Below are 17,683 nucleotides of genomic sequence, written 5' to 3'. Positions count from 1 at the left end.
GTGGTGCAGGATGGACCGGATGAGTGCTGAGGAGCTTCCGGAGTACGCGGAACGGGTGCTGGAAGTCGCCGAGCTGATCCCGTCCGGCCGGGTGATGACATACGGGGACGTCGCCGAATGGCTCGCGCAGGAGGGGGAGCGCGAAGCGCTCTCGGACAAGGATGGTGGTGGGCGACGGGTGGGCGGCCCGCGCCAGGTCGGGCGCGTCATGGCGCTCTACGGCGGCGCGGTGCCGTGGTGGCGGGTCGTGCGGGCCGACGGGCAGCTCCTCCCCGGCCACGAGCTGCGCGCCCTCGGCCACTACCGGGCGGAGGGCACCCCGCTGCGCGAGGCCGCGCGGCAGGCCGAGGGCCACCTCCCGCGGCTCGACATGCGCCGGGCGCGCTGGGACGGCGGGGACGGGTCCGGCGGCGGCGGTTCCGGCGGCGGTGCGAGTGCGATGTCTCACAGGTGACAGCTTCGGCCACGCGGCCGCGCGGCGGACGTGGTGGGCATCGCGGGCACGACCGTACGGAGTACGCGTAACGTCGTCCCGCGTGGCGTGCTCCCCGCGCCCCCCACCCAGCATCCTCAGCACCAGCACACCCACCAGGACCGGCGATCCACGTGAGCTCCTCCTCGATTACCACCGGGCGTACGCCATCTCGTGGGCGGACCCCGGGCGCGTACCGACTGGTGCGTACCCCGCCGGCTCCCGTGAGCCCCCCTCTCCTGGACGCATCGCAGCGTGCCGTGGTTGACCATCCCGGCGGACCGCTCCTGGTCCTCGCCGGCCCGGGCACCGGCAAGACGACGACGCTGGTGGAGGCGGTCGCGGCCCGGATCGCCCGGGGCGCCGACCCGGAGCGGCTGCTGGTCCTCACCTTCAGCCGCAAGGCCGCCGTGGAACTGCGCGACCGGATGGCCGCCCGGATCGGCGGGACGCGCGCCCCCCAGGCGACCACGTTCCACTCCTACTGCTACGCCCTGGTCCGCGCCCACCAGGACGCGGACCTCTTCGCGGAGCCGCTGCGCCTGCTGTCCGGCCCGGAGCAGGACCTCGCCGTGCGCGAGCTGCTGGCGGGCCAGCTCGACCTGGAGCGGGAGGGCCTGGCCCGTATCCACTGGCCCGACGAGCTGCGGGCCTGCCTGACCACGCGCGGCTTCGCCGACGAGGTACGGGCCGTCCTGGCGCGCTCCCGGGAACTGGGCCTCGGCCCGCGCGCGCTCGCCGACTTCGCCGCGCGCACCGGGCGGCGGGACTGGTCGGCGGCGGCCGAGTTCCTCGCCGAGTACCTGGACGTGCTCGACATGCAGGGCGTCCTGGACTACGCGGAGCTGGTGCACCGGGCGGTGCTGCTCGCCGGTTCGGCGGCGCTGCCCGGCTACGACGCCGTGTTCGTCGACGAGTACCAGGACACCGACCCCGCCCAGGTGCGGCTGCTGCGGGCGCTGGCGGGGGGCGGGCGGACGCTGTACGCGTTCGGCGACCCGGACCAGTCGATCTACGCGTTCCGGGGCGCGGACGTCAACGGGATCCTCGACTTCCCCGGCGCTTTCCGCCGCGCGGACGGCGCCCCCGCGCCGGTCGCCGTCCTCACCACCTCGCGCCGGTCGGGCGCCGCCCTGCTGTCCGCCACCCGGCTGCTCACCACCCGGATGCCGCTGCCGCGCCTGCCCGCCGACAAGGCCCGGGCGCACCGGGACCTGACGGCGGGCCGGGGCGGCGGCCGGGTCGAGACGTACACCTTCCCCACCTCCTCCACGGAACTGGACAACATCGCGGACATCCTGCGGCGCGCCCACCTGGAGGACGGCGTCCCGTGGAACGACATGGCCGTCCTGGTCCGCGCGGGCGGCCGCACCCTGCCCACCCTGCGCCGCGCCCTCACCTCGGCGGGCGTCCCGGTCGAGGTGGACGGCGACGACGTCCCGCTGCGCCACGAACCGGCCGTCGCCCCCCTGCTCGCCGCCCTCCGCGCGGCGGCGACCCCGGAGGCGGGACGGGTGGAGGCGGGGGGATCCTCCGAGGGGTCCGAGGGGTCCGAGGGGGCCGAGGGGGCCGAGGGATCCGAGAGGTCCGAGGGGGCCGTGGGATCCGGAGCGCTCACTCCTGTGGGTGACGGCGACGACATCCGCGAGGGTGACGGGAGCGCCGGGGCCGGTCCCCGCGCCGACGACGACGATGCCCCGGCAGGCGCCGCCGCCGACGCCCCGGACGCCGACGCCCCGACCGGCGACACCCCGGCGGGGCCGGGTGTCCCGGTGGACGACACCCCGGCGGGGCCTCGGCCATGGCTGGACACCGAGACCGCCATCGGCCTGCTCGCCTCCCCGCTGGGCGGCATGGACGCGGCCGACCTGCGCCGCCTCGGCCGGGCCCTGCGGGACGAGGAGCGGGCCGGGGGCAACAAGGTCCCGCCGCCCTCCGACGTCCTGCTCGCCCGCGCCCTCGCCGAGCCCGAACGGCTGGTGGCGCACGACCCCGCCTACGCGCGCGGTGCCCAGCGGCTGGGCGACCTGCTGCGCCGCACCCGCGAGCTGCTGGCCGGCGGCGGGACCGCCGAGGAGGCCCTCTGGCTGCTGTGGAACGGCACGCCCTGGCCCGCCCGACTCCAGCGGGCCGCCCTCCGGGGCGGCGCGGCCGGCCGCAACGCCGACCGCGACCTGGACGCCGTGTGCGCCCTGTTCGACACCGCCGCCCGCGCCGAGGAGCGCACCGGCGGCCGGGGCGCCCTGAACTTCCTGGAGGAGCTCGACGCCCAGGACATCGCCGCCGACACCCTGTCCAAGCGGCCGGTACGCCCCGACGCCGTACGCCTGATGACCGCCCACCGCTCCAAGGGCCTGGAGTGGGGCCTGGTCGTCGTGGCCGGCGTACAGGAAGGCCTCTGGCCCGACCTGCGCCGCCGGGGCTCCCTCCTGGAGGCCGACCGCATCGGCCGCGACGGCATCGCCGAGCCGCTCAGCCCCGGCGCCCTGCTCGCCGAGGAGCGTCGGCTCTTCTACGTGGCCGCCACCCGCGCCCGCGACCGGCTCGTCGTCACCGCCGTCAAGGCGCCCGCCGACGACGGCGACCAGCCGTCCCGCTTCCTCACCGAACTCGGCGTCGAACCGAAGGACGTCACCGGCCGCCCCCGCCGCCCCCTCGCCGTGGCCGCGCTCGTCGCCGAGCTGCGCGCCACCACCGTCGACCCGGACGCCACCCCCGCGCTGCGCGACGCCGCCGCCCGGCGCCTGGCCCGGCTCGCCGCGCTCACCGACGACGAGGGGCAGCCGCTGGTCCCCGCCGCCCACCCGTACCGCTGGTGGGGTCTGTACGAGCCCACCCACTCGACCACCCCCCTCCGTGACCGCGACCGTCCCGTGGCGCTCTCCGGCAGCGCCCTGGACCAGCTCGCCAACACCTGTGCCCTCCAGTGGTTCCTGGGCCGCGAGGTCAAGGCGGACGCCCCCGCGACCGCCGCGCAGGGCTTCGGCAACGTGGTGCACGTCCTCGCCGACGAGGTGGCCTCCGGCCGCACCCCCGCCGACCTGGCCGTCCTCATGGAACGCCTCGACTCGGTCTGGGACGCGCTCGCCTTCGACGCCCCCTGGAAGTCCGCCCAGGAGAAGGAGCACGCGCGCGTGGCGCTGGAGAGGTTCCTGCGCTGGCACGTCATGGACCGCGGTGGCCGCACATCCGCGGCCACCGAGCACGCGTTCGATGTCACCCTGGAGGCGGGGGAGTACGAGGTGCGGATCCGCGGCTCCATGGACCGCGTCGAGGCCGACGAGCACGGCCGCGCCTACGTCGTGGACTTCAAGACCGGGAAGTCGGCCCCCACCAAGGACGAGGTCGCCCACCACCCGCAGCTCGCCGTATACCAGCTCGCCGTCCGCGAGGGCGCCGTCGACGAGGTGTTCGACGGTCGCCGTCCCGAGCCCGGTGGCGCCGAACTCGTCCAGCTCCGGCAGGCCGCCCCCAAGAAGGAGGGCGGCGAACGGCTGCCCAAGGTGCAGGCGCAGGAGCCGCTCGGCGGCGAGTGGGTCGGTGACCTGCTCGCCACCGCCGCCGGGCGCGTGCTGGACGAGCGGTTCACCCCGTCCACCGGCAAGCACTGCGACCACTGCGCCTTCCGGGCCTCGTGCAGTGCCCGGCCCGAGGGCCGCCACATCGTGGAGTGAGCCCGGCCGGGCCACCGGGGACCGGGCGCGGCCGGGCACTGGGGAGCGGGGCGGCCGGGGCACCGGGGACCGTGGACGGCCGGGGGCTGTCAGTGGGGCCGGTTAGCCTCGTTGACCGTGACCACTCGCCTCACCGACCCCGAGCAGCTCAAGGAGCTCCTCGGCATCCCGTTCACCCCGGAGCAGACGGCCTGCATCACCGCGCCGCCCGCCCCGCAGGTCATCGTGGCCGGAGCGGGCTCCGGCAAGACGACGGTGATGGCCGCCCGGGTGGTCTGGCTGGTCGGCACCGGGCAGGTCGCACCCGAGCAGGTCCTCGGCCTGACGTTCACCAACAAGGCCGCCGGCGAACTGGCCGAACGGGTCCGCACGGCCCTGGTGCGGGCCGGGGTGACCGACCCGGACGTCATCGACCCGGACGACCCGCCCGGCGAGCCGCGCATCTCCACGTACCACGCGTTCGCCGGTCAGCTCCTCACCGACCACGGCCTGCGCATCGGCCTGGAGCCCACCGCCCGCCTCCTCGCCGACGCCACCCGCTACCAGCTCGCCGCCCGGGTGCTGCGCGAGGCGCCCGGACCGTACCCCGCCCTGACCAAGTCCTTCCCCACCCTCGTCAGCGACCTGCTCGCCCTGGACGCCGAACTCGCCGAACACCTCGTACGCCCCGCCGACCTCCTCCGGCACGACACCGGCCTGCTCGCCGCCCTGGCGGACGCCCGGCTCACCAACGCCGACCTGCGCAAGGTCCCCGAGGCGGCCGACGCCCGCCGGGAGCTCACCGATCTCGTCGTCCGGTACCGCGCGGCCAAGCGCGAGCGCGACCTGCTGGACTTCGGCGACCAGATCGCCCTCTCCGCCGAGCTGGCCCTCACCCGCCCCGAGGTCGGCGCGATCCTCCGGGACGAGTTCCGGGTCGTGCTCCTGGACGAGTACCAGGACACGTCCGTCGCGCAGCGGCTGCTGCTGTCCGGACTCTTCGGCGGGGGCACCGGACACCCGGTCACGGCCGTCGGCGACCCGTGCCAGGCGATCTACGGCTGGCGCGGCGCGTCCGTCGCCAACCTGGACGACTTCCCCGAGCACTTCCCGTACGCGGACGGCACCCCCGCCACCCGCTTCTCGCTCAGTGAGAACCGCCGCAGCGGCGGCCGCCTCCTGGACCTCGCCAACGGCCTCGCCGAGCCGCTGCGCGCCATGCACGAGGGCGTGGAGGCGCTGCGCCCGGCGCCCGGCGCGGAACGCGACGGCAACGTGCGGATCGCGCTGCTGCCCACCCAGGCGGAGGAGATCGCCTGGCTGGCCGACTCCATCGCCCATCTCGTCCGCACGGGCAAGGAACCCGGCCACATCGCCGTGCTGTGCCGCACGGCCACCGACTTCCCCGAGATCCAGGCCGCCCTGGTGGCGCGGGACGTCCCGGTCGAGGTGGTGGGCCTGTCCGGGCTGCTGCACCTGCCGGAGGTCGCCGACCTGGTCGCGGTCTGCGAGGTGCTCCAGGACCCGGGTGCCAACGCCTCCCTGGTACGGCTGCTCACCGGACCCCGCTGGCGGATCGGCGCCCGCGACCTCGCCCTGCTGGGACGCCGCGCACGGCTGCTCGTCCACCGCTCCCGGGACGACGCCGGGGCGGACGCGGACGAGCGGCTGGCGGCGGCGGTCGAGGGCGTGGACCCCGCCGAGGTGGTCTCGCTCGCGGACGCCCTGGACACCTTCCTGGAGCCGGCCGGCCACGACGACGGCCTGCCGTTCTCCGGAGAGGCCCGGGTGCGCTTCGCCCGCCTCGCCACCGAGCTGCGCGACCTGCGCCGCTCCCTGGCCGACCCCCTGATGGACGTCCTGCACCGGATCCTGGCCACCACCGGCCTGGAGGTCGAGCTGTCCGCCTCCCCGCACGCGCTGGCCGCCCGGCGCCGGGAGACGCTCTCCCACTTCCTCGACACGGCGGCAGGCTTCGCCTCCCTGGACGGCGAGGCGACCCTGCTGGCCTTCCTGGGCTTCCTGCGCACGGCCGCCCAGTACGAGAAGGGCCTGGACAACGCCCTCCCGGGCGGCGAGAACACGGTCAAGGTGCTGACCGCCCACAAGTCCAAGGGCCTGGAGTGGGACGTGGTCGCCGTCCCGGGACTGGTCACGTCCCAGTTCCCCAGCACCAGGTCCCGCGAGTCATGGACCTCCCAGCCCCAGGTCCTCCCGCACGCGCTGCGCGGCGACGCCCCGACGCTCCCCGTGATCGACGACTGGGACGCCCGGTCGCTCGCGTCCTTCAAGGCAGCCATGAAGGAGCACCAGCACACCGAGGAGCTCCGCCTCGGGTACGTGACCTTCACCCGCCCCCGCTCCCTGCTCCTGGGGTCGGCCCACTGGTGGGGCCCCTCCCAAAAGCGCCCCCGGGGCCCGTCGGCGTTCCTCCACGCGCTGTACGACCACTGCTCCGCGGGCTTCGGCGAGGTCGAGGCGTGGGCGGACGAACCGGACGGCGACGCCGGCAACCCCATGCTCCAGGAGACGGCGGCCGACCATGCCTGGCCGCTGCCCCTGGACCCCGCATCCCTGGCCCGTCGCCGCGCGGCCGCCGACCAGGTCCTGGCGTACCTGGCCGCCCTGCCGGAGGCCGGCACCGAGGACCCCCGGTACCCCGCGGGTCACGACGCTCGGGACCCGGGCCCGGGCCCGGAGCCCGGCCGGGACCTGGACCTGGACCTGGACCTGGACCACGGTCACCCGGTGGCGGACGACCCGGACGCACCGGACGTCCCCGGCCACCCGGACCCGGACGAGCCCTGGCCCGACGATCCCGGCGCCCCGGAGGACCCCGCCGACTGGGCGGACTGGGACGACTGGCCGGCCGAGCCGCCCACCGAGGGCCCCGCGGTCGCACCCTCGGGGCATCCGCACGCCCCGGCCCGCCACCCCGCCGTCCCCGCCCCGCGCCACGGCGACACCGACGCGGGCGCTCCCCGCACGCGTGACGCGGGCGTGCCCGGCCACCCGGGCGAGGCCCCGCACCCGCACCCGGACCCGGACCCGGGGGAGCGCCTCACGCCCGAGGAGGCCCGCACCATCGCCTCCTGGGACCGGGATTTGGACGCCCTCACCGGGGAGCTCCTCCGCGCCCGCGCCACCACCCGGGACGTCCTCCTCCCGGCGTCCCTGTCCGCCTCCCAGGTGCTGCGCCTCGCCGCCGACCCCGAGGGCTTCGCGCAGGAGCTGGCCCGCCCCATGCCGCGCCCGCCGCAGCCCGCCGCGCGGCGCGGGACCCGGTTCCACGCGTGGGTGGAGGCCCGGTTCGAGGAGCTGCCCCTGCCGATGCTGGGCCCGGACGAGCTGCCCGGCGGCGAGGTGTACGCCGACGAGCCGGAGATCGCCGACGAGCGGGACCTGGCCGCGCTCAAGGAGGCGTTCGAGAACACCGCGTACGCCCACCGCACCCCGCACCGGGTCGAGGCGCCCTTCCAGTTGGCGCTGGCGGGCCGGGTGGTCCGCGGCCGCATCGACGCGGTGTACCGCGACGTCGACCCGGACACCGGCGCGGTGACGTACGAGATCGTCGACTGGAAGACCGGCCGCTCGCACACCGCCGACCCCCTCCAGCTCGCCGTCTACCGGCTCGCCTGGGCCGAGCAGCACGGGCTGCCCCTCGACGCGGTCACGGCCGCCTTCGTCTACGTACGGACGGGTGAGGTCGTCCGCCCCGGCGACCTGCCCGGGCGCGACGGGATCGAGCGCGTCCTGCTCCGTGGGACGGCCGACGAGACGGCCCCGGATGCCGGATAGGCTCAGAGGCATGAGCGACACCCCGGACAGCGCCGTCCAGACCGTACGTACGTACGTCGAGCAGCACCGCGACGCCTTCCTCGACGACCTCGTCGAGTGGCTGCGCATCCCCTCCGTGTCGGCGCAGCCCGCGCACGCCCCGGACGTACGGCGCAGTGCCGAGTGGCTCGCGGCGAAGCTCCGGGAGACCGGCTTCCCGGTGGCCGAGGTGTGGGAGACGGACGGCGCCCCGGCGGTCTTCGCCGAGTGGCCCTCCGGCGAGCAGGACGCCCCCACGGTCCTGGTCTACGGGCACCACGACGTCCAGCCGGCCGCCCGCGAGGACGGCTGGGACACCGACCCGTTCGAGCCGGTGGTCCGCGGTGACCGGCTCCACGCGCGCGGGGCGGCCGACGACAAGGGCCAGGTGTTCTTCCACACCCTGGGGGTGCGCGCGCACCTCGCGCTGACCGGCCGGACCACCCCCGCCGTCAACCTCAAGCTCCTCGTCGAGGGTGAGGAGGAGTCCGGCTCCCCGCACTTCCGGGCGCTCGTCGAGCGGCACCGCGACCGGCTCGCCGCCGACGCCGTGATCGTCTCGGACACCGGCATGTGGTCGGAGACGACGCCCACGGTGTGCACCGGCATGCGGGGCGTCGCGGACTGCGAGATCGAGCTGTACGGCCCGGACCAGGACATCCATTCCGGTTCCTTCGGCGGCGCCGTGCCGAACCCGGCCGCCGTCGCCGCCCGTGTGGTCGCCGCGCTCCACGACGAGGACGAGCGCGTCACGGTCCCCGGCTTCTACGACGGCATCGCGGAGCTCACCGACGCCGAGCGGGCGCTGATCGCGGAGCTGCCCTTCGACGAGGACTCCTGGCTGGCGACCGCCAGGTCCTACGGGACGCTCGGCGAGGCCGGCTACACCACCCTGGAGCGGGTCTGGGCGCGCCCGACCGCGGAGGTCAACGGCATCGGCGGCGGCTACCAGGGGCCCGGCGGCAAGACGATCGTCCCGTCGTCCGCCCAGGTCAAGCTGTCGTTCCGCCTGGTGGCCGGCCAGGACCCGTACGTGATCGAGGCGGCCGTGCGCGACTGGGTCGCCGCCCGGATCCCCGCCGGCATCCGCCACAAGATCACCTTCGGGGCGCCGACCCGTCCCTGCCTCACACCGCTGGACCACCCGGCGCTCCAGTCGGTCGTACGGTCGATGAGCAGGGCCTTCGACGGCGCGAAGGTCCGCTTCACCCGGGAGGGCGGTTCGGGCCCCGCCGCCGACCTCCAGGACGTGCTGGACGCGCCGGTGCTGTTCCTGGGCGTGTCCGTACCGTCCGACGGGTGGCACGCGCCGAACGAGAAGATCGAACTGGACCTGCTGTTCAAGGGCGTGGAGGCGACCGCCCACCTGTGGGGCGACCTGTCCGCCGCGCTCCGCTGAGCCGTACGGCGAGCGGCTGGACAGGCACCCAGGACAACCCATCCACCCGGGGGAGTTGGAAGTACCAGTGAGCACCATCAGTAACGAGGCCGGGCACCGGCCGATCAGCCTCACCGCTCCGAGCGGCATCGACCGCGCGGCCCACCACCGGCTCGACGAGGCCTGGCTGGCGGCGGCGTGGAGCCACCCGACGACCCGGGTCTTCGTCGTGTCCGGCGGTCAGGTCCTGATCGACGACACCCCCGACGGCCGCACCGAGCTGGTCATGACCCCCGCCTTCGAGGCGCCGGTCACCGAGACCCACCGGTACTTCCTGGGCACGGACGAGGACGGCGTCCGGTACTTCGCGCTCCAGAAGGACTCCCTGCCGGGCCGCATGGACCAGTCCGCGCGGCCGGCCGGGCTGCGCGAGGCGGGGCTGCTGCTGTCCCCGCGTGACGCGGGGCTGATGGTGCACGCGGTGGCCCTGGAGAACTGGCAGCGGCTGCACCGGTTCTGCTCCCGCTGCGGCGAGCGCACGGTGATCGCGGCCGCCGGCCACATCCGCCGCTGCCCGGCGTGCGGCGCCGAGCACTACCCTCGCACGGATCCGGCGGTGATCATGCTGGTGACGGACGACGAGGACCGGGCGCTGCTGGGCCGGCAGGTGCACTGGCCGGAGGGCCGCTTCTCGACCCTGGCGGGCTTCGTGGAGCCGGGCGAGTCGATCGAGCAGTCGGTGGCGCGGGAGGTCTTCGAGGAGGCCGGGGTGACGGTCGGCGAGGTGGAGTACGTCGCCAGCCAGCCGTGGCCGTTCCCGTCGAGCCTGATGCTGGGCTTCATGGCGCGGGCCACGTCGTCGGAGATCGACGTCGACGGGGACGAGATCGAGGAGGCCCGCTGGTTCTCCCGGGAAGAGCTGGGGGCCGCGTTCGAGTCCGGCGAGGTGCTTCCCCCCTACGGGATCTCGATCGCGGCCCGTCTGATCGAGCTCTGGTACGGCAAGCCGCTGCCGAGGCCCGGCACCGCGGCCTGACATCGCCCGGGCCCGGCAGCGCGGCCTGACACCGCCCGGGGTCCGGCAGCGCGGTGTGACGCCGGACCTCGGGCGGCGTCACACCGGCGCCGGCCGTCCGCTCAGGCGCCGATCTTCTGCTTGACCTGGGCCAGCGAGGGGTTCGTCAGGGTCGTCCCGTCCGCGAAGAGGACGGTCGGGACGGTCTGGTTGCCCCCGTTGGCCTTCTCGACGAACGCGGCCGACTCCGGGTCCTGCTCGATGTTGATCTCGGTGTACGCGATGCCCTCGCGGTCCATCTGGCTCTTCAGCCGACGGCAGTAGCCGCACCACGTCGTGCTGTACATCGTCAGGTTGCCCTGCATCGTCGTCGCTCCTCGGGGGTCGCTTCCGGGTGGGGTGCCTCGGGGCACCAGGAATCAGAACGTACCGGGCGGCGCCACCATTCCCGATAAGTACGACCGGAGGGCGGGCCCTGTGGACGACCGTCCCGTCCGCCCCGGGCGACCTGGCAGCATGGCAGGGTGACAGCAGCAACGCACTCCACTCTCTTCCCGCAGGCCCCGGGCGCCGGCCAGATCATGGCCCCGCCCCGGGACGCCGACGCGGTGCTCGACGGGCTGGACCCCGAGCAGCGCGAGGTGGCGACCGCCCTGCACGGTCCGGTGTGCGTGCTCGCGGGCGCCGGTACGGGCAAGACGCGGGCGATCACCCACCGCATCGCGTACGGCGTCCGCGCGGGCATCCTCCAGCCCAGCAGCGTGCTGGCCGTCACCTTCACCAACCGGGCCGCGGGCGAGATGCGCGGGCGGCTGCGGCAGCTCGGCGCGAGCGGCGTCCAGGCGCGCACGTTCCACTCGGCCGCCCTCCGCCAGCTCCAGTACTTCTGGCCGAAAGCCGTGGGTGGCGAGCTGCCCCGGCTGCTGGAGCGCAAGGTGCAGCTGGTGGCCGAGGCCGGTGCCCGCTGCCGGGTCCGGCTCGACCGCAACGAGCTGCGGGACGTCACGGCCGAGATCGAGTGGGCCAAGGTCACCCAGACCGTCCCCGCCGACTACCCGGCCGCGGTCGCCAAGGCCCATCGGGACGCCCCGCGCGACCCCGCGGAAATTGGCCAGATCTATGCGATGTACGAACAGCTCAAGCGGGACCGCGGGGCGATCGACTTCGAGGACGTCCTGCTGCTGACCGTCGGCATCCTCCAGGACCGGCACGACATCGCCGACCGGATCCGCGGCCAGTACCAGCACTTCGTGGTGGACGAGTACCAGGACGTCTCCCCGCTCCAGCAGCGCCTGCTGGACCTGTGGCTCGGCGACCGCGACAACCTCTGCGTCGTCGGCGACGCCAGCCAGACGATCTACTCCTTCACCGGCGCCACCCCCGACCACCTGCTGAACTTCCGGACCCGGCACCCGAACGCCACCGTGGTGAAGCTGGTCCGCGACTACCGCTCCACCCCCCAGGTCGTCCACCTGGCCAACGGGCTGCTCGCCCAGGCCCGCGGCCGCGCCGCCGAGCACCGCCTGGAGCTGGTCTCCCAGCGGGACCCGGGCCCCGAGCCGGTCTACACGGAGTACGGCGACGAGCCCGCCGAGGCGGAGGGCACCGTCCGCCGCATCCGCGACCTGATCGCCGCCGGCGTCCCGGCCGGCGAGATCGCCGTGCTCTACCGGATCAACGCCCAGTCCGAGGTCTACGAGCAGGCCCTCGCCGACGCGGGCGTGCCCTACCAGCTGCGCGGCGCCGAGCGCTTCTTCGAGCGGGCCGAGGTCCGGGAGGCGGGCGTCGCCCTGCGCGGCGCGGCCCGGGCGGGCGGCAACGACTCCCTGCTGGACGACGCGGAGGACCTGCCCTCCCAGGTGCGGGCCGTGCTGTCCACCAAGGGCTGGACCACCGAGCCGCCGGCCGGTTCCGGCGCGGTCCGCGACCGCTGGGAGTCCCTCGCCGCCCTGGTGCGGCTCGCCGAGGACTTCGCCCGGGCCCGCCCCGGGGCCACCCTCGGCGATCTGGTCGCGGAGCTCGACGAGCGCGCCGCCGCCCAGCACGCCCCGACCGTCCAGGGCGTGACCCTCGCCTCCCTGCACTCGGCCAAGGGCCTGGAGTGGGACGCGGTGTTCCTGGTCGGCCTCACCGAGGGCATGATGCCGATCACGTACGCCAAGACCGACGAGCAGGTCGAGGAGGAGCGCCGGCTGCTCTACGTCGGCGTCACCCGCGCCCGGGTCCACCTCACGCTGTCGTGGGCGCTCGCCCGCTCCCCGGGCGGCCGCGCCTCGCGCCGCCCGAGCCGGTTCCTGACCGGGCTGCGCCCCGGCACCGGCGCGCGGGGGGCCCGTGCCGCGGGCGCGGGCGGGAGCGGGGGCGTCGAGCGCGGCGGCGGAGGCACGGCCACCGCCCGGCGCGGGCGCCGCGGCCCGGTGCGGTGCCGAGTGTGCGGCGCGACCCTCACCGACGCGGGCGAGATGAAGCTGATGCGCTGCGAGGACTGCCCCTCCGACATGGACGAGGCCCTGTACGAGCGGCTGCGGGACTGGCGCGCGGAGCAGGCCGGGCGGCTGGGCCAGCCGCCCTACTGCGTCTTCACCGACAAGACCCTGATGGCGATCGCGGAGGCCGTGCCGTCCACGGACGGCGAGCTCGCCCGCATCTCCGGGGTCGGCGCCCGCAAGCTCGACCGCTTCGGCGCCGATGTCCTCGCCATCTGCGCAGGTCAGGAAGTGGATGAGGGTGACGGCGAGGACTGATCCAAACTCGTCGGAAAAATAGTTTGCGCCCGCCCCGTCAAGCCCCATAGGTTCTTAACCACGGAAACGGCGGCTTCTCCGAAGCCCCGTCTTCGTGCTGTACTTATCCGAATACGCGCGGGACCGGTTCCGACCGATCCCCCAGAGACGCCGAGAGGAGGCGATTCCAGTGATCAGCATCACCAGCAGCAACGTCAGCACCACCGCCAAAATGACCGATCGCTCGGTCGTCTCCGCCTGCTCGCTCGGCCTCTCCGGCTCGGCGCTCATCGGCACCGGTATGCCCGGCTTCGCAGCCGTGCGTCCCGCCGCCCTCCTGACGGCCCTGCCCGTCCTGGAGCGCAATGAGCGACCGACCGAGGCACTGGAAGCAGGAGTAGCAGCAGGCAAGGCCCAGGCCTATGCCTTTGCGGCGACCGGTGCCGAAACCAAGACGCAGACGCAGCAGCACCACACGATGTGGGCCTTCCGTGGGCTCGAACCCTGGAGTGATCCAGCCTGATCCCAGATCAGGCCGGCGCCTTCAGGGCCGCGGAACCCCACCCGGGATCCGCGGCCCTTCTGTTTTGCCCGAACGGGCGGAACGGACCGAAGGGGCCTCGGGACGACGCAGTACCCGGTACCAGCCCACCGGCCAACAGCCGGACCGACCAGACGAGGAAAAAGACACCGTGCAACTCGAAGCGCACGCCCCGTCCGTACCGCCTTCCGAAACGATCCCCCCGCCCGGTCTCACGGAGGACCCCACCTTGACCCCCCTCACCGCGCTCACCGCGCTCGACGACGCCATCGAGAACCTCGGCGTACCCGTCCCCTGCCGTTCGTACGACCCCGAGGTCTTCTTCGCCGAGTCGCCGGCCGACGTGGAGTACGCCAAGTCCCTCTGCCGCACCTGCCCGCTCATGGAGGCCTGCCTCGCCGGCGCCAAGGAGCGGCGTGAGCCGTGGGGCGTCTGGGGCGGTGAGCTCTTCGTCCAGGGCGTGGTCGTCGCCCGCAAGCGGCCCCGTGGCCGCCCGCGCAAGAACCCGGTCACGGCATGAACGTCCGCGCCGGAACCATCGACCGCCCCCTCACGCACGATCCCCAGAAGCAGGCCCCGATGACCTCTTCCGCCAGCGAGCCGTTCGGCTCCGCGACCCCAGCCGTCAGCACCATCAACGCGAACGCCTCGCGTCAGAACAGGAACCGTGAGATGCAACTCATCCAAGAAGCCCTGGCCCGTGCCCATATGCACGAGCGCCTGCGGGAAGCCGACGCGGAACGCCAGGCCCTGCGCCTGGTCGCCGCCCGGCGCATGCAGCGCCGCGCCGAGCGCGTGTCCATGCGCGCCCGCCGCGCGCTGGCCATGGCCGTCATGAACTAGTCACGTCCCAGTGCCGGCACGGCACTGAACACCACACGGGGACCGGTCCGCACGGGCCGGTCCCCGCGGTGCGTTGCGCACGGCCCGGGCCACCCGGCGGGGTTATCGTCTCGTAGTGAACGAGCGGACTCCTCCCCCCGCGCAGCCGGGAGCGCAGAGCGTGGTGTGCTCCCGCTGCGGCGCGACCGCCGACAGCCTCCCGGTCACCTGGACCTGTTCCATGGAGAACGGCGGCCGCCTCTACTTCTGCGACGACTGCGCCCGGGCCCACCTCAGAGCCATCGAGAGCAGACTCGACTCCTCCTGGTGGTGACCCGGGCCGGCGGCCCGCGCCCGGCCCGGGACAGGGCCACCGGGCCGGGGCGTGGTCAGGCGCGCGTCTCCGCGGGAGCCGGATCCACGTCGTCCTCCGGCAGGAAGCCGGGCAGCCACGACTCGAGTTCGTCCCGCAGCCGCACCGTCGCGTTCAGCTGGCACAGCACCCCGATGGTGCTCAGCGTCACCCGGTGGATCAGCAGGTACGACGGCGGCAGGTTGAGCTGCTTGCCCAACTGGTGGGCCGGGGAACGGATGTCCGCGATCCGGGCGGCCTGCCCCCGTATCCACTCCCGGGTGAAGGTGAACTCGTCCGCCTCCGCCGGCTCGATGATCGGCAGCAGGTACTCCAGCACCGCGTCCGGGTCGAGATCGATGTTCTCCCTGACGAAGCCCTCCTCGCGCAGCAGCGCGTACACCGCCTCGGCGTCGCCCTCCAGCGTCATGCGCAGCGAGACCCCGATGGTCTCCGGCAGGCCGCCCGGCAGCCGGTCGACGGTGCCGAAGTCCAGCACGCCCAGCCGCCAGCCCGCCACGTCCCCGTCGTCCTCCCCGGACGGCAGCAGCCGGAAGTTCCCCGGGTGCGGGTCCGCGTGCAGCAGCCCGGTGCGGGCCGGCCCCGAGAACAGGAACCGCGCCAGCAACTGCCCCGCCCGGTCCCGCTGCTCGGGCGTGCCGTCGGCGATGACCTTCGACAGGGGTATCCCGTCGATCCACTCGGTCACCAGCACCTGCTCGGACTGGTGCACCACGCCCGGCACCACCACGTCCGGATCGGCGGCGAACACCTCGGCGTGCTCCCGCTGGGCCTCCGCCTCCAGGCCGTAGTCCAGCTCCTCGGCCACCCGGTCGCGCAGCTCCGTGATCAGCGGCTTGATGTCCATGCCCGGCATCAGCGGCCCCAGCAGCCGGGCGAACCGGCTCAGCTGGGTCAGGTCCGACAACAGGGCCTCACCCGCGCCCGGGTACTGCACCTTCACCGCGACGGCCCGCCCGTCGTGCCACACCGCCCGGTGCACCTGCCCGATCGACGCGGCCGCCGACGGCTTGTCGTCGAACTCCAGGAACAGCTCCCGCCATTCACCGCCCAGCCGCTCCTCCAGCACCGCGTGGACCGTACGGGTCGGCATCGGCGGAGCGGCTTCCTGGAGCTTCGTCAGCGCCGCCCGGTAGGGCCCGGCTATCTCCTCGGGGAGTGCCGCCTCGAAGACGGACAGGGCCTGTCCGAGCTTCATCGCCCCGCCCTTGAGCTCTCCCAGCACCCGGAACAACTGGTCCGCCGTGCGCTGCTGGAGCTCCCGTCCCACGATCTCGGCGGACTTGCCACCGATCCGCTTGCCCAGCCCCCATGTGGCCCGGCCGGCGAAGCCCAGGGGCAACGCGGCCAACTTGACGGTACGGGTTACCGCCTTCCGGGGAAGATCAGACATGCGCCCCTCCAATTCCCGAACTGCCGAGCCGCGTCTGCCATCGGCGTCGCACCGTCGACCGCGGTTACCCGGCCATTGTGTCCTGCTCCCTCGCGGGCCCGGAGGGGCGCATCCACTCCGCGCTCCTCGCCGCCCCGCACGGGCACTCCGCGTGGGCCGGCAACCGCTCCGAGCGCCACTCCAGCGTCGGCAGCGACGCCTCCCAGCGGGCGCCCGTGCTCGCCGGCAGGTCCCCGTCCAGGAAGGACAGCGCGTGCGCCGCCGCGAGCCCGGCCACGGCGGCGGCGAGGCCCTGGTCGCACGCGGGCACCTTGTGCTGCCGGCCCGACCGCCACTGTGCCAGCATTCTCGGCCACACCGGGTCCCGGTCGGTCCGCTCCCGCTCCACGCACCCGGCGCAGGCCGTGCCGCCGGGCAGCACCAGCGGCCCCACCACCCCGGTCGCCTCGATCACCCCGGCGTACAGGTGGGGCGTGCCCGTGGCCACCCAGTCGTCCGCGGGCACCGGGTCCGGGGCGTACGCCGCCAGACCGTCCCGCGGAGCGACCACCACCAGCGACAGCCCGGGCTCCGACCCGGCCTCCCGCCCGCCCGGCGCCGCCCGCGGCACCCGCCCGCCCGGCGCCGACAGCCCGACCAGCCGCCGGGCCGACGCGTCACGCCGTCGGCCCACCGCCTCCGCCGGCAGCCCGCCGGGCGCCACGTCCCACGGCTCCACCCGCCCACCGTCCAGCACCTCCACCCGGCCCACCCCCGACGCGGACAGCAGCGCCGCGATGGCCGCACCCACCCGCCCGGCGCCCCTGACCTGCACCCGCATGCCCCGACGCGCCGACAACCGCCGGGCCGCCGCGCCCGGTTCACGGTGCACGACCGACAGCGACGCCAGGTCGGCCCGCGGCCGGTCGGCCGCGTCGTCCTCCCGGCACGACGCGTCGGCCACCGGGCCGCCGGCCGTGGCGTCGTCCAGCAGCCCCGCTTCCGCCAGCCGGTCCAGCAGCGCCTCCAGCCGGCCGTCGGGCAGTCCGAGGGCCCGCGCCTCCTCCCGCAGCAGCGCCAGCCCCCGCGTGCCGTCGAACAGCGAGAGCAGGCTGCCCGTCGTCGTGTCCACCGGGCCGACCACCACCGCGTGCGCCGGTGCGGCGCCGAACTGCACGTACTGGAGATTCCGCCAGGCGCGCCGCAGCGCGGGCTTCACCATCGGATGCATATCCGCCCCCGTGATCATTTCCGCTCCCCGCCTCTCTCCGCCCGGCCCGCCGCCCCGGCCGTCGGCGATCTCAGCCATATCGGCCAACTCAGCCATCCCGGCGATCGGCGGTGGTCCGGTGGTCGTGGTGGTCGTCGATCTTTCGGCGTCAGAATGCCCGGCCGCGGTCGTCGTCGCGGAAAGTTGTCCACAGGGCAGGGGTATTAGTCGTTGAAATGGTGCAGCCTGTGGATGGATGAACGGCGAACCGTTCCCGGCTCGGGACTTCCCGTGCTGACAGCGGGTAA

General features: G+C 74.6%; 13 protein-coding genes. 10 read left to right on the top strand and 3 right to left on the bottom strand.

From position 1 onward, the window contains the following. Nucleotides 1–10 precede the first annotated feature (10 nt). From ACF068_RS01910 to nudC, 5 genes are all read left to right on the top strand, one after another. Nucleotides 11–454: an MGMT family protein gene (locus tag ACF068_RS01910; RefSeq protein WP_392272180.1), complete on the top strand. Its 444-nt coding sequence runs from the start codon at nucleotides 11–13 to the stop codon at nucleotides 452–454. Between the two features lie 167 nt (nucleotides 455–621). Then, nucleotides 622–4,146, top strand: a complete 3,525-nt coding sequence (locus ACF068_RS01905; protein WP_392272675.1) for an ATP-dependent helicase — start codon at nucleotides 622–624, stop codon at nucleotides 4,144–4,146. 117 nt (nucleotides 4,147–4,263) lie between these two features. Next, on the top strand, nucleotides 4,264–7,923 hold the full coding sequence (locus ACF068_RS01900) for an ATP-dependent helicase (protein ID WP_392272179.1): 3,660 nt from the start codon (nucleotides 4,264–4,266) through the stop codon (nucleotides 7,921–7,923). A 10-nt stretch (nucleotides 7,924–7,933) separates the two neighbouring features. Continuing rightward, nucleotides 7,934–9,340: a dipeptidase gene (locus ACF068_RS01895; protein WP_392272178.1), complete on the top strand. Its 1,407-nt coding sequence runs from the start codon at nucleotides 7,934–7,936 to the stop codon at nucleotides 9,338–9,340. Nucleotides 9,341–9,407: 67 nt separating this feature from the next. Next, nucleotides 9,408–10,355: an NAD(+) diphosphatase gene (gene nudC, locus ACF068_RS01890; protein WP_392272177.1), complete on the top strand. Its 948-nt coding sequence runs from the start codon at nucleotides 9,408–9,410 to the stop codon at nucleotides 10,353–10,355. 101 nt (nucleotides 10,356–10,456) lie between these two features. Here nudC and ACF068_RS01885 read toward each other — a convergent pair whose 3' ends face one another. After that, entirely contained in the window at nucleotides 10,457–10,699 is a 243-nt protein-coding gene (locus ACF068_RS01885) for a mycoredoxin (RefSeq protein ID WP_392272176.1), read from the bottom strand. Nucleotides 10,700–10,858: 159 nt separating this feature from the next. Between ACF068_RS01885 and ACF068_RS01880 the strand changes: the two genes are divergently transcribed. From ACF068_RS01880 to ACF068_RS01860, 5 genes are all read left to right on the top strand, one after another. Further along, nucleotides 10,859–13,078: an ATP-dependent DNA helicase UvrD2 gene (locus ACF068_RS01880; RefSeq protein ID WP_392272175.1), complete on the top strand. Its 2,220-nt coding sequence runs from the start codon at nucleotides 10,859–10,861 to the stop codon at nucleotides 13,076–13,078. Nucleotides 13,079–13,247: 169 nt separating this feature from the next. Next, entirely contained in the window at nucleotides 13,248–13,580 is a 333-nt protein-coding gene (locus tag ACF068_RS01875) for a hypothetical protein (protein ID WP_392272174.1), read from the top strand. 169 nt (nucleotides 13,581–13,749) lie between these two features. Beyond that, complete coding sequence (locus tag ACF068_RS01870) at nucleotides 13,750–14,118, top strand: WhiB family transcriptional regulator (RefSeq protein ID WP_073754157.1); 369 nt, start codon at nucleotides 13,750–13,752, stop codon at nucleotides 14,116–14,118. Continuing rightward, nucleotides 14,115–14,441 (top strand): hypothetical protein, encoded by a 327-nt coding sequence (locus ACF068_RS01865; protein ID WP_392272173.1) that lies wholly within the window; start codon nucleotides 14,115–14,117, stop codon nucleotides 14,439–14,441. Before ACF068_RS01870 ends, ACF068_RS01865 begins: the two co-directional genes overlap by 4 nt. 115 nt (nucleotides 14,442–14,556) lie before the next feature. After that, on the top strand, nucleotides 14,557–14,754 hold the full coding sequence (locus tag ACF068_RS01860; RefSeq protein ID WP_392272172.1) for a hypothetical protein: 198 nt from the start codon (nucleotides 14,557–14,559) through the stop codon (nucleotides 14,752–14,754). Between the two features lie 55 nt (nucleotides 14,755–14,809). On the opposite strand, the gene ACF068_RS01855 is transcribed toward ACF068_RS01860, so the two are convergent. Together ACF068_RS01855 and ACF068_RS01850 are read right to left on the bottom strand one after the other, a co-directional pair. Then, on the bottom strand, nucleotides 14,810–16,186 hold the full coding sequence (locus tag ACF068_RS01855) for an ABC1 kinase family protein (protein ID WP_392272171.1): 1,377 nt from the start codon (nucleotides 16,184–16,186) through the stop codon (nucleotides 14,810–14,812). Between the two features lie 64 nt (nucleotides 16,187–16,250). Continuing rightward, complete coding sequence (locus ACF068_RS01850; protein WP_392272170.1) at nucleotides 16,251–17,396, bottom strand: ThiF family adenylyltransferase; 1,146 nt, start codon at nucleotides 17,394–17,396, stop codon at nucleotides 16,251–16,253. Nucleotides 17,397–17,683: the final 287 nt, after the last annotated feature.

Origin of the sequence: Streptomyces sp. NPDC016309, assembly GCF_043077235.1 — a bacterium.
In the GTDB taxonomy this organism is placed as follows: Bacteria; Actinomycetota; Actinomycetes; order Streptomycetales; family Streptomycetaceae; genus Streptomyces.
Note: the sequence above shows the minus strand (reverse complement) of the source record. Positions and strands in the feature narration are given on the sequence as shown.

Coding starts and splice junctions, on each gene's coding strand:
- ACF068_RS01910 (WP_392272180.1), top strand. CDS start 11: ATGGACCGGATGAGTGCTGAGGAGCTTCCGGAGTACGCGGAACGGGTG.
- ACF068_RS01895 (WP_392272178.1), top strand. CDS start 7,934: ATGAGCGACACCCCGGACAGCGCCGTCCAGACCGTACGTACGTACGTC.
- ACF068_RS01885 (WP_392272176.1), bottom strand. CDS start 10,699: ATGCAGGGCAACCTGACGATGTACAGCACGACGTGGTGCGGCTACTGC.
- ACF068_RS01865 (WP_392272173.1), top strand. CDS start 14,115: ATGAACGTCCGCGCCGGAACCATCGACCGCCCCCTCACGCACGATCCC.
- ACF068_RS01855 (WP_392272171.1), bottom strand. CDS start 16,186: ATGTCTGATCTTCCCCGGAAGGCGGTAACCCGTACCGTCAAGTTGGCC.
- ACF068_RS01850 (WP_392272170.1), bottom strand. CDS start 17,396: ATGCATCCGATGGTGAAGCCCGCGCTGCGGCGCGCCTGGCGGAATCTC.